This is a genomic window from Roseisolibacter agri (assembly GCF_030159095.1).
Lineage (GTDB): Bacteria > Gemmatimonadota > Gemmatimonadetes > Gemmatimonadales > Gemmatimonadaceae > Roseisolibacter > Roseisolibacter agri.
The window spans coordinates 282,901-295,271 of the sequence record NZ_BRXS01000004.1 but is presented as its reverse complement, the minus strand read 5'-3'; the positions used below and the strand labels follow the sequence as shown (position 1 = coordinate 295,271).

The 12,371-nt window shown below is 74.3% G+C and carries 11 protein-coding genes; 1 reads left to right on the top strand and 10 read right to left on the bottom strand.

From position 1 onward, the window contains the following. Position 1: 1 nt before the first annotated feature. Positions 2–1,234, top strand: coding sequence for a DUF4249 domain-containing protein (locus tag rosag_RS13490; protein WP_284350664.1), 1,233 nt, complete (start codon positions 2–4; stop codon positions 1,232–1,234). A 255-nt stretch (positions 1,235–1,489) separates the two neighbouring features. On the opposite strand, the gene rosag_RS13485 is transcribed toward rosag_RS13490, so the two are convergent. From rosag_RS13485 to rosag_RS13440, 10 genes are all read right to left on the bottom strand, one after another. Beyond that, a complete protein-coding gene (locus rosag_RS13485; protein ID WP_284350663.1) occupies positions 1,490–1,921 on the bottom strand; it encodes a Fur family transcriptional regulator in 432 nt (143 codons plus the stop codon). Then, a complete protein-coding gene (locus rosag_RS13480) occupies positions 1,918–2,673 on the bottom strand; it encodes a hypothetical protein (RefSeq protein WP_284350662.1) in 756 nt (251 codons plus the stop codon). The genes rosag_RS13485 and rosag_RS13480 overlap by 4 nt, the downstream gene beginning before the upstream one ends. Next, positions 2,670–3,854, bottom strand: coding sequence for an ornithine cyclodeaminase family domain (locus rosag_RS13475; protein ID WP_284350661.1), 1,185 nt, complete (start codon positions 3,852–3,854; stop codon positions 2,670–2,672). The genes rosag_RS13480 and rosag_RS13475 overlap by 4 nt, the downstream gene beginning before the upstream one ends. A gap of 109 nt (positions 3,855–3,963) precedes the next feature. Further along, positions 3,964–6,273, bottom strand: coding sequence for a replication restart helicase PriA (gene priA / locus rosag_RS13470; protein WP_284350660.1), 2,310 nt, complete (start codon positions 6,271–6,273; stop codon positions 3,964–3,966). A gap of 33 nt (positions 6,274–6,306) precedes the next feature. Then, positions 6,307–7,344 (bottom strand): dipeptide epimerase, encoded by a 1,038-nt coding sequence (locus rosag_RS13465; protein WP_284350659.1) that lies wholly within the window; start codon positions 7,342–7,344, stop codon positions 6,307–6,309. 175 nt (positions 7,345–7,519) lie between these two features. Continuing rightward, positions 7,520–8,530, bottom strand: coding sequence for a serine/threonine-protein kinase (locus tag rosag_RS13460; protein WP_284350658.1), 1,011 nt, complete (start codon positions 8,528–8,530; stop codon positions 7,520–7,522). Positions 8,531–8,597: 67 nt separating this feature from the next. Further along, on the bottom strand, positions 8,598–9,470 hold the full coding sequence (locus tag rosag_RS13455) for a GvpL/GvpF family gas vesicle protein (RefSeq protein WP_284350657.1): 873 nt from the start codon (positions 9,468–9,470) through the stop codon (positions 8,598–8,600). Positions 9,471–9,490: 20 nt separating this feature from the next. After that, positions 9,491–10,543, bottom strand: coding sequence for a magnesium transporter CorA family protein (locus rosag_RS13450; RefSeq protein WP_284350656.1), 1,053 nt, complete (start codon positions 10,541–10,543; stop codon positions 9,491–9,493). Between the two features lie 7 nt (positions 10,544–10,550). Further along, positions 10,551–11,378: a class I SAM-dependent methyltransferase gene (locus rosag_RS13445; RefSeq protein WP_284350655.1), complete on the bottom strand. Its 828-nt coding sequence runs from the start codon at positions 11,376–11,378 to the stop codon at positions 10,551–10,553. Between the two features lie 25 nt (positions 11,379–11,403). Further along, positions 11,404–12,363 carry a histone deacetylase family protein gene (locus rosag_RS13440; protein ID WP_284350654.1) on the bottom strand — a complete coding sequence of 320 codons (960 nt, stop codon included), beginning with the start codon at positions 12,361–12,363 and terminating at the stop codon, positions 11,404–11,406. Positions 12,364–12,371: the final 8 nt, after the last annotated feature.

Below are 12,371 nucleotides of genomic sequence, written 5' to 3'. Positions count from 1 at the left end.
CGTGCGACCCAGGGCCATCGCGCGGTTGCTCGCGGCGTGCGCGTTGCTGCTGTCGTCGCTGCAGGCGTGCACCTTCGGCGAGCAGGCCATCGCGCCGGGCACGGAGCGCACCGTCGTGCACGCGGTGCTGAACCCCGGGTCGCCCGAGCAGCTCGTGCTGGTGGAGCGCACGCTCTCGGGGCGCGTGTCGGTGAGCGACGACTCGCTGGGGAACGCGAACGACCCGATCGCCACCGGCGGGGGCGTGCCCGTGAACGGCGCGCGCGTGGTGGTGACCGACGAGCAGGGCGCGTCCGCGATCGCGACCGAGACGCAGGTCGTGCCGCGCGGCGCGAGCACCGCGCGCGGCACGGGTGTGTACCGCTTCGACAACCTCGCGCTGCCGGGGAGCGTGTTCGGGCAGCCGCGGCGCGGGCTGCGCATCGTGCCGGGCGCGCGCGTCGCGCTGCGCGTCGAGACGCCGGAGGGCGCCGTGATCACGGGCCAGACGCGCGTGCCCGGCGTCGCGACGACCGTCGTCGAGCCGCGCGCACAGGCGGTGACGATGCTGCGCGACGTGGACACGCTGCGGCTGCGCTGGGACGAGGTGCCGGGTGCACGCGCGTACCTGGTGCGCGCGGAGACGCCGTACGGCGCGTTCTTCCTCTTCTCGGATTCGGCCGCCGTGCAGCTCACCGGCGACCTGCGCAACCTGTTCGCCGACCGGCTGCCGCGCGTCTTCCAGGCGGGCTTCACCCAGTGGGTGACGATCGCCGCCGTCGACACGAACTTCTTCGACTACTACCGGTCCGGGAACAGCCCGTTCACCGGCTCGGGGTTGATCAATCGATTGAGCGGCGGCATCGGCGTGTTCGGCGCGTACGTGCCGACGCTGTCGGTCGCGGTGACGGTGCGCGCGAACCCGCGCGATCCGTTCGACGGACGCTACTTCGCGGCGGGCCCGCAGGGCCGCGAGCAGCTGCGCCTCTGGATCGACACGCGCAGCGGCACGCTGGCCGAGGTCACGGGCGCCTATCGCCTGCCGACGGACGAGCAGTACGGCGTGCTCGGGACGCTCGACGGCACACGCCTGCGGCTGCGTGCGGTGGAGGCGGGCGACGCGCGCGTCGCGAACCGCCTCATCGAGGGCGACGTGCGCGGCGACACGCTGGTGGTGCAGATGCGCGGCGCGCTGATCGCCGGCGACGATGGGAAGCGAGTGTTCGTGCGGGAGCGGGAGACCGCAACGCCGTAGCTGCGTGCTGCGTGAACGGCCTCGGCAGGCGTCGGCGCGCCGGCCCTTTTGCCGGTTGGTGAGGATGCGGATGCTCCGGATGACTCGGATGCTCCGGATCTCTCCGCGTGGCGGCGACGTCCCACGCGCTTCACGGAGCGATCCGAATGATCCGTTCCGATCCGCAGCATCCGCATCCTCCCCCACAGGCACCGCCTCCGCGGCGCGACGACGCGTGCCGAAGTCGTGCACGCAGCACGCAGCACGCAGTGGGAGTCAGTTGCGCTCTCCTCGCTGGCACCGCTCGCACACGCCGTAGATCACCAGCCGGTGCCGCTGTCGCGCGAAGCGGTGGTCCTCGGCGATGAGCGTCGTCATGCGCTCCAGCCGCTCGTCGCGGAACTCGATCACGGTGCCGCAGGTCGTGCACAGCAGGTGCTCGTGCTGCGGCTCGCCGCGCGCGGGCTCGTAGCGCCGGAAGCCCTCGCCGAAGTCGCGCTCCACCGCCAGCCCACTCCGTACCAGCAGGTCGAGCGTGCGGTACACGGTCGCGGTGCCCGGCGCGGCGCCGCGCGCCGCCAGGGCGCGCTCGATCTCGTCCACCGACAGGTGCCGGTCCGACCCCAGCACCACGTCCGCCACCGCCAGGCGCGGCGCGGTCACGGGCAGGCCGTGCTCGCGCAGGTAGCGGCGGAAGGCGTCGATCACCGCTCGTTCGCCGCCTCGCCCGGGACGGGCAGCGGGACGCCGAGCATGCGCGCGACGCCCGCGGCGTCGAGGCGCTCGGGATCGGACGCGTCGCCCGAGCGCTGCTGCACGCCGCGCACGACCGCCTCCACCGTGATGAGCGGCGCGTCGGCCTCCTCGCGCACCTCGACGTCCCACTTGCCGCGGTCGGGGCCCTTGAGCACCAGTCGGTAGCGCGCCGTGAACACCGTGTGCCGCCGCCGCGTGGCGGGCGACGCGACGGGCGGCGTGGCCTGCTCGGGCACGGCCTCGAGGATCTCCTCCACCGACGCGGGCTCGGCCACCGGCTCGACCGCCTCGGACTCGCCGGCTTCCGACTCGGCCTCCGCATCGACGACCGCCTCCGGCGGCGGACCCGCGGCTTCCTCCGTCGGGTCGCCATCGGGCACCGGATCGCCGACCGGCGCCTCCGTCTCCTCGACGATCGGTTCCTGCGTCTCGACCGGCGCCTCGACGGGCGTGTCCGCAGGCGCTTCGATCGGTGACTCGACCGCGGCCTCCGGCGGCAGGTCCGGCGTCGCCGCCAGCACCGCCACGCCGCTCTCCATCCCGCCCTGCCGCATCGGCGCGAACAGGTGCAGCTCCACCAGCCGCGACAGCGGCACGCGCGCCGTCACCTCGCGCACGAAGCGCTCGCGCGTCTCCTCGGCCAGTCGCGCGACGCCGAACGTCGGGCGCTGATCGCCGCCGCTCCCTCCGGTGGCGGCGCTCATGCGCGCGCGGCCTCCGCCGCGGTGCGCGTGGCCGTCGTCGCGACGCGCGCGTCCAGCTCGCGCTCGACGTACAGCCGCAGGATGTGCAGGAAGTCCTGCGCGTTGGTCACCACGCCGAACGCCTGGTGCGTGCCTCGGTCCTTCAGCTTGCTCACGACGAACTCCGACGAATCGACGCAGATGGTGGGCAGCTCGTGCAGCGCCGGCCAGTCGGCCGGCGACGTGCCGCGGGGCCGCGACGTGGGACGCCCCGTCGCGCGGTCCTCCATGACGAACGCCGGCAGCATGTTGCCGGTCGCGATCGCGTGCAGCGCGGTGGCCACCAGCACCGCCATCGTCGCCCGCGTGGTGTGCGCGCGCATCGCGTCCTGCGCCGCGACGGCGTCGGTCAGCACCTCGGGCAGCGGCCCGTCGTCGCGGATCGAGCCGCACAGCACGAACGGCACGCCCTGCTCCACGATCGCGTGCATGATGCCGTCGGTCACCGTGCCCTCGCGCACCGCCGCGGCGATCGAGCCCGCCGCGCGCACCCTGTTGATCGCGCGCATGTGCAGCCCGTGCCCGCCGGCGCTCGCCTGCCCGCGCTCCGTCATGCCGAGCGTGGTGCCGTAGATCGACGCCTCGATGTCGTGGACCGCGACCGCGTTCCCCGCGAGGAACGCGCTCACGAAGCCGTGGCGCACGAACCAGGTCATGTCGGCGCGCGCGCGCGAGTGCACCATCGCCGGCCCGGCGACCCACACGACGTAGCCGCCGCGCTCGCGCTCGTCCACCAGCAGCCGCGCCATCTGGCCGTAGTCGATCGGCTTCTCGCGCGAGACCTCGCTGGTCATGAACTGGAACTCGTCGTCGCCGTCCACGTCGCCCGCGAACACGGCCGCGTGCACGAAGATCCCCTCCGACCCGTCCTCGGCCCGCCCCACGGCCACCCGATCGCCGGCGCGGACGCGCCGCCCCTCGCGGGCCCACAGGTCGCCCGCGGGGTCGAGCACCAGCGCCGCGTCCATCCGCGGCTCGGCCGGCAGGCGCCACTGGCCGGCGACGCGGACGTAGGTCGGCAGGTTGGTGGTCGTGAAGAAGCCGTCGGGCAGGACGCCGTCGGCCGGCGCGGGCACGAAGCGCGCGTCGGGCACGTCGGCGAAGCGCGCCGCGGTGAAGTCCGGGTGGTGGAAGGTGTGCACGCGACGAATCTCGCCGGAGCGCGGGGCCGCGTACAGGCGCGGCGGCCGGACTCGGAGCCCCGGGCGTCTCTCACGCCTGAACAGACGCCGAAGACGGGACCAGCGGAGATCAGAGCAGCGCCACCGGGTCGCGGTCGACCGCCACCCGCAGCCCGTCGCGCTTCGGCACCTCGAACCGCTCCACGAAGTAGCGCGCCACGCGCGTCAGCTCGCCCGGCTGCTCGGCCTTCAGCAGGAAGTGCCAGCGCCAGCGCTGCTTCACGCGCTCCACCGGGCACGGTGCCGGCCCGATGAGCGTCACGCCGGCCGTGCCGCGGCGCGTCATGAGCGCGCGCACCCACGCGGCCGCGTGCTGCGCCACCGCGGCCGTGGTGTCCTCGCGCGTGCCGCTGACGATCACGTTCGCCAGCCGCACCATCGGCGGATACGGCGGCGACTCGCGCCCCTCGACCTCCTCGCGCACGAAGCCGTGGTAGTCGTGCGACAGCGCGCAGCGCACCGCGTGGTGCGTGGGCACGCGCGTCTGGATCAGCACGCGCCCACCCTTCGGCCCGCGCCCGGCGCGCCCGGCCACCTGGCTGAGGAGCTGGAAGCAGCGCTCCGACGCGCGGAAGTCGGGGAGGTTGATCCCCGTGTCCGCGTCGATCACGCCCACCAGCGTGACGTTCGGGAAGTCGAGCCCCTTCGCGATCATCTGCGTGCCGAGCAGCACGTCCACCTCGCCGTTGCCCACGCGGTCGAGGATCTCGGCGTGCGCCCACTTGGCGCCCGTCGTGTCGACGTCCATGCGCGCGATGCGCGCCAACGGATAGCGCTCCGCGAGGATGCGCTCCACCTGCTGCGTGCCGAGCCCGCGCTGCTTCAGCGTCTCGCCGCTGCAGCGTGCGCACCGGTCCCGCGGCGACTCCTGGTGCTGGCAGTAGTGGCACACCAGCCGCTCGGGCGCGCGGTGGTACGTCAGCGAGATCGAGCAGTTCGGGCAGACGGAGACGTCGCCGCAGTCGCCGCACTGGATGAACGCGGAGTACCCGCGCCGGTTGAGCAGCAGGATGCTCTGCTCCCCCTTCGCCAGCGTCTCCTCGAGCGCGCGCTGCAGCGGCGCGCTGAGCACCTGATCGACGGGCGACTTCGGGCCCTCCTGCGACGCCTTCCACGCGGCGGCGCGCCCCACGCGCAGGTCCACCACCTCCACTGACGGCAGCTGCGCGCCGCCCACGCGCGCGGGCAGCGTGAGCAGCCGGAACTTCCCCGCCTGGGCGTTCGCCCAGCTCTCCAGGCTCGGCGTCGCGCTGCCGAGCACCACGACCGCGCCGGCCGCGCGCGCGCGCACGATCGCCACCTCGCGCGCGTGGTAGCGGGGCGACTCGCCCTGCTTGTAGCTCGACTCGTGCTCCTCGTCGACGATGATCGCGCCGAGGTCCTCGAGCGGCGCGAAGACGGCCGAGCGCGCGCCGACCGCGATGCGCTTCTCGCCGCGCCGCAGCGCGAGCCACGCGTCGTAGCGCTCGCCGTCCGAGAGGGCCGAGTGCAGCACCGCGATCTGGTCGCCGAACGCGGCGCGGAAGCGATCGACCGTCTGCGGCGTGAGCGCGATCTCGGGCACGAGCACGATCGCGCTGCGCCCGCGCTGCTCCACGACGCGGCGCAGCAGCTCGATGTAGACGAGCGTCTTGCCGCTGCCGGTGACGCCGTGCAGGAGGAACGTCTCCCCCGCCCCGCCGGCCGCCATCGCGTCCACCGCGCCACGCTGCGCGGCGCTCGGCACGTGCGATGGATGCGCCGCGACCGCGCGCGTCGCGAACGGATCGCGCGCGACCACCTCGTCGTCGACGACGGCCAGCCCGCGCGCCACGAGCCCCTTCAGCACCGACGGCGAGAACTTCAGCTGCTCCAGCAGCTGGTGCACCGCCGCGCGGCCGCCGTTGGCCTCCAGCAGCTCGTACAGCGCACGCTGCTGCGGCGAGCGCGCGAAGATGCGGTCACGATGCAGGAGCGACTCGATGTGGCGCGCGATGGTGGCCACGCGGTGCGTGCGCTGCGACGGCGTGGGCGCCGCGGCGCCCGTGAGTAGCGCCGGCAGCGCGCAGCGCAGCGCGACGCCCATCGGCACGACGTAGTAGTCCGCGATCCACCGGCACAGCGTCAGCAGCGACGGCCCGAGCGCGGGCTCGGCGTCCGGCACGTCGAGGATCGCCTTCGGCGTGACGGCCTTGCCGTTCTTCCCGCGCAGCGTCGCCGGGTCGCCGGGCCCGAGGTACACGCCGATCTCCGTCGTGCCGCGGAACGGCACGACGACGCGCGCGCCCGGCACGAGCGCGTGGCGCGACGACTCGGGCGCCGCGTACGTGAACGTGCGGAACAGCGGGAGCGCGAGCGCGACTTCGGCGAGCGCGTCGTCGAGGAGCGGCGGAGCGGACACGCCGAACGATAACAGGCCCGCGAACCTCGGCGGCTACCGGCGCGTCACGCCGAGCCCCGGACCGTCCGGCAGCCGGATCGCGCCGCCGGTGATCGTCGCGCCGGCGTACGGGTCGTCCGACAGCAGCGCGGCGCCGTCGAGGTCCGCGCAGTCCAGCAGCGGCGCCAGGTGCGCGGCCGCCGTGATGCCGAGGCTCGTCTCGATCATGCAGCCGGCCATCACGAGCAGGCCGTGCGAGCGCGCCGTCGCGATCAGGCGCATCGCCTCGCGCAGCCCGCCGCACTTCGCGAGCTTGAGGTTCACGCCGTCCACGACGCCGGCCAGGCGCGGCACGTCGCTCGCCATCACGCACGACTCGTCGGCCACCACCGGCAGCGGCGAGCGGTCGCGCACGAAGCGCATGCCGTCCAGGTCGTGCGGCGGCAGCGGCTGCTCGATGAACTCGACGCCGAGCGCGGCGAGCAGCTCGCCGATCTCGAGGGCGCCCTTCGCCGTCCACGCCGCGTTCGCGTCGACGCGCAGCACCTTGTCCGGCGCCTCCTCGCGCACGATGCGGATGATCTGTTGGTCGCGCGCGAGCCCGCGCGGGCTCCCCAGCTTGACCTTCAGCACGGGGTACTGCGCCGCCTCGGCGATGCGCGCGCGCAGCACGGCGTCGTCGTCGGCGATGGCGATCGTGAAGCTGGACGGCGGCGCCTTCGCCGGATCGAGCCCCCACAGCTTCCAGAGCGGGAGCCCCGCGCGCTTCGCGGCGAGGTCGTGCAGCGCGGCGCTCACCCCCGTCTTGGCCGCGCCGTTGAAGCGCAGCGCCCGGTGCATGCGCGCCTCGGCCTCCTCCAGCGACCACGCGTCGAGGTCGCCGATGGCGTCCTGGAAGCGCTCCACCGCGGCCACCACGCTCTCCGGCGTCTCGCCGTAGAACCGGCTCGGCGCCGCCTCGCCCCACCCTTCCGCGCCGTCGGCGTCGCGCACGCGCACGGTGACGGTGCGCCACTCGCTGGCGCCGCCGCGCGAGATGACGAAGGGGTGCGTCGTGTGGACGGGGACGATCTCGGTCGCGAGCTTCAACATGGGAAGGCTGGATGGAGCGGAGGACGGTGAAGCGGAGAACGATACGGCGGAGGACGATGGAGCGTGAAACGGTGGGGCGGACCTTCCGGCTCGACGCTTCAGGCAAGACGCCGCCCTTTCGTCTCACGCCGTCTCGTCCTCCGCTTCATCGTTCTCCGCCGTTCCGTCCTCCGCTCTAGCGGGCTCGCGAGGGCGTCGACCCTCCGCGCCGCGCGCGCCACGCGCTCCGCAGCTCGGGAGCGCCACGGTCCATCAGGAAGCCGAGCAGCGCATCGGACAGGTCGTCGGCGCGCTGGAAGCGCTCGTCGGCGCTCTTGGCCAGGCAGCGCATCACGATCGCGGCGAGGCCCGGCGGCACGCCCGGCGCCGCGACCTCGATCGGCACCGGCGCCTCGTGCACGTGCTTGTAGCCCACCGCGTACGAGTCCGCGCCGTCGAACGGCGGATCGCCCGAGAGCATCTCGTACAGCAGCACGCCCAGCGCGTACACGTCGCTGCGGCCGTCGAGCAGCCGGCCCATCGCCTGCTCGGGGCTCATGTAGTGCGGCGTGCCCATCGCGCGGCCCGTCGCCGTCAGCCGCGCGTGGAAGCGCGCGCTGGCGATGCCGAAGTCGGTCACGATCGCGTGGCCTTCCTCGTCGAACAGCACGTTGTCCGGCTTCACGTCGCGGTGCACCACGCCGTGGCGGTGCGCGTAGTCGAGCCCCTGCGCCGCCTGCGCGGCGACCGCCGCGGCGCGCTCCGCCGCGATCGTGCGGCGCCCCGCCATCGCGTCGGCCAGCGAGCCGCCGCCGAGGTACGGCATCACCAGGTACTCGACGCCTGGTCCCCACCCGTAGTCGAGGATCGGGCAGATGTGCGGATGCCGCAGCCGCGCCGCCGCCTCGGCCTCGCGGCGGAAGCGCTCGCGCATCTCGGCTTCACGCGCGAGGTGCGGATGCAGGACCTTGATCGCGAGCGGCGTGTCGAGCACCGCGTGCCGCGCGAGGAACACGCTCGCCATGCCGCCGCTCCCCAGCCGCCGCACGACGACCATGCGGTTGCCGGTCGCGCGCCGCAGCGCCGAGAGCTCCTCGTCGGGCGGCTCCTCCGTGGCGCGCGCGGGCAGCGTCGGCAGCACGCCGTTGCAGCGCGTGCAGCGCGGGAGGCTGGCGCGGGTCCAGGTGCCGCAGTCGGGACAGAACATGGCGGCTGGCGGGAGGCGGGGTGGCGGGAGCGGCGGGCGAGGGAGGAACGGCGGGCGCGGCGTCCGATCAGCCGCGGAACTGCATGCGCACGAAGTCGTACGGCGGCCACGGCCCGCTCACGCGCAGCTGCAGCCCTGGACGCAGCTGCGCCTCGCGCGCGACCGCCTGCTCGAACTGCGTCCAGCGCGCGCGCTCCACCAGGAACGACGCGTACGCCGCGGCCGGCTCGCCCAGCTCCTCGGCGCGCAGCACGAGCAGCGACACCGCCTCGCGCCGCAGCGCGCGGAACGGCTCCGCCGCCTCGGCCACCAGCGCGTCCGACTCGGCGCGCTCCTCGCCGGGCGCGCCGGAATCGAGATGCAGCGGCGTCGCGCGGTTGGCGGCGTCGGCGTCCGCGGCCCACGACACCGTCACGCGCGCGACCGCGCGGTCCTCCACGAAGCCGAGCGCCTCGACGAGCGAGAAGTAGTGCAGCTCCAGCCAGCTGGCGAGCGCCTCGCGCGAGCGGAACACCGTGCCCGGCGGCGCCGGCACGATGGAGCGGCGCGCGAACACGTCGTCCACCACGCTGCGGTGCCGCTCCAGCGCGACCGCCCCGAGCGGCTCGGCGGTGTACGGCGACGGCTCGACGACCGCGCCGACGTCGCGGTAGACGACGAGCTCCGTGTCCGGCAGCACCGCCTGCGGCACGTCGTGGTGCGCCGTGTCGAGCCCCACGAGGCCGAACAGCCGCAGCCCCACGCGCGCCGCGCGCCCGGGCACCGCGCGGCCGGGGCCCGGCGTGAGGCGCGACGACTCGGTCACCACCGCGTGCTCCGCGGTCGCGCGCGGCACGGGATACTCGACGGTCGTGCGCGGCACCGTGACCTCGGCGGTCGCGGGCGGCTCGGCGTCCGGCGTCGCGTCGGGGCGTGGGCCGGGGCGCGTCTCGGGCGGCATCGTCACGAGTTGGTGGCGCGTCAGATGATCCGGCGCCAGCGCAGCACCGCGAGGATGCACGCCGCGATCAGCAGCTGCGCGCCGAGCAGGAGCCAGAACCCGTGCGGATGGTGCGCGAGCGGGATGTGCGAGAAGTTCATCCCCCACATCCCGCTCACGATCACGAACGGCAGCGTCACCGTCGCCACCACCGCCAGCGCCTTCGACGACTGCCCGAGCCGGTTCGACACCTGCGACAGGTAGCTGTCCAGGGTGCTCGAGAGCAGCTCGCGGTATGCGTCGAGCGAGTCGTTGATGCGCAGCACGTGGTCGTACACGTCGCGGAAGTAGAGCTGCGTGCTGGGCGGCAGCAGCTCGTTCGGCCGGTTGGTGAGCTGGTTCAGCATCTCGCGCTGCGGCGCGAGGTGGCGGCGCAGCTGCAGCACCAGCCGCTTGACCGAGAAGATGTCGCGCAGCGCGCTCTGGTCGAAGCGCACGAACACGCGCTCCTCCAGCCCGTCCAGGAACTCGTCGACGCGGTCGAGGATCGGGAAGAACTCGTCCACCGCCTCGTCGAGCACCGCGTGCATGAGGCGCGCGGGGCCACGCGCCAGCACGTCGATCCCCTGGTCCACCCGCGCGCGCACCTGCGAGATCGCCGTCGCGCCCTCGGCGTGCACGGTCACGAGCCAGTTCGGGCCGAGGTACGCGTAGAGGTTCAGCGTCTCGATGTCGTACGGGTCGCTCGTGTCGTCGCAGAAGCGCACGCCGCGCGCGACGACGAACAGGTACTGGTCGTGCTCCTCGTACTTGACACGGCTCTGCGGGTTGAGCGTGTCCTCGATCGTCAGCGGGTGGAAGTGGAACACCTTCTCCAGCAGCGCGTGCTGCGAGCGCTGCGACAGGTCCACGTCCAGCCACAGCTGCCCCTCCCCCGACGCGAAGGCGCGCGTCAGCTCCTGCAGCGACAGGTTGCGCTGCACCGTGCCGTCGGGCGCGCGCCACACGCTGAACGGCGTGCGCGACCCGGGCTGCGTCGCGTGCGTGCCGGTCGCCGCGGCGACCGCGCCGGTGAGGCGCGCGTCGGTCGTCATGCGTCCCTCATGCGCCCCGCGCGTGCGGCCACTTCACGCCGCGGATCACCTGGAAGCCCACCGCCCGCTCGCGCGACAGCTCGCGCAGCAGCGACTCCTCGCGCCCCAGCGCGTCCAGCGCCTCCCGCCACCCGCGCCGGCGGAACGCGCGCCCGACGATCTGCACCTTCTGCTGCCAGGTGAGCTGCGGCGCCTCGCCGTCGTTCGGGCCCTCGGCCGCCTCGTCGGTCCAGTCCTGCACCTGGAGGTCCACCACGCCCGCGTCGCGCAGCATCTGCTTCCACTCCATCAGCATCTGCGGGCGCATGCCGAGCCGCTCGACGAGCAGCGCGCGCGCCGCCGGCGAGATGTCGGAGCTCCACGTCAGCTGCAGCAGCACCACCGCGCCCATCGGCTTCACCACGCGCGCCAGCTCGGCCACCGCGCGCGCCGGGTCGGCCGCCGCGGCGAGCACCGGCTCGCCCACCGCTGCGTCGAACACCGCCGTCTCGTGCGGCAGGTCGTCCAGCGGCGCCTGCTGGAACGAGAGCGGCAGCGGCGTGCCCGCGTCCAGCAGCTCGCGGAAGCGCTCGTCGGCCGCCTCGATGCGCTCGGCCTCGGGATCGACGCCCGTCACCGCCGCGCCCGTGCGCTCGGCCAGCCACTCGCAGCTCGTGCCGTCGCCGCAGCCGGACACCAGCACCTCCTGTCCCGCGCGCACCTCCAGCAGCTCGCCGACCTCGCGGTACAGCTCCTCTCCTGCGGCGCGCCAGCGCCCGAAGACCAGCTCCTGGACCAGGCGGAGGACCGCCGGGGAAACGTGAGGCAGCGCGTTCATCGCGGGAGGGATCGGCACGTCGCCCGATCGGGCGTCGTCCGGCTCATTGCAGAGCGTGCAGGTGCACGACGCAGGCCTCGCCCACGCGGTCGGGAGCGTAGCCGCCCTCGAGCGCGCTCACCACGCGCCCGCCGCACCAGTCCGTCGCGCGCGCCACCAGCGCCCGCGTCATCCGGTCGACGTCGTCCAGCTCCAGCGTGAACGCGCCCAGCGGGTCGCCCGCGAGGCAGTCGAATCCGGCGGACACGATCAGCAGCTCGGGCGTCCAGCCCGTGGTCGCGGCGTCGACCGCGCGCTCCCACGCGTCCACGTAGCGCTCCCGTGGAAGGCCGCCGGGCAGCGGGACGTTCCAGACCGTGCCGTGCGGCCCGCGGTCGTCGGCCGCACCCGTCCCCGGATACCACGGCCACTGGTGCATCGACACGAAGCGGATGCCGGGGTCGTCCTGCACCAGCGCCTGCGTGCCGTTGCCGTGGTGGACGTCCCAGTCGACGATCAGCACGCGCTCCAGCCCGTGCCGCCGGCGCGCGTGGTGCGCCGCCAGCGCGACGTTCCCGAACAGGCAGAAGCCCATCCCCGAGGCGCGCAGCGCGTGGTGGCCCGGCGGACGCACGGCCGCGAAGGCGCGTCGCGCGCTCCCGGCCATCACGAGGTCGAGGCCGTCCAGCACCGCGCCGGCGCCTGCCGTCCCCGCGTCCCACGAGCCCGCGCTGACGACCGTGTCCGCGTCCAGGCGCCCGCCGCCCGACCCGGCCATCGTGCGCACCACGTCGACGTAGCCGGGGTCGTGCGCGAGCGCGAGCGCCTCGGGGGTCGCGTGGCGCGCCTCGACGTGCTGAAGCGCCTCGAACAGGGGGATGTCGCGCCCGACGGCGCGCAGCACGGCGCGCAGCCGGCCGACGTGCTCCGGGTGCTCCCACCCGGTGTCGTGCCGGCCGCAGTCGGAGTGGGACACGAACGCGACGGGCGCCTGCGTGGGGACGGGCTGGACGGGTTGCGACATGAGACGCG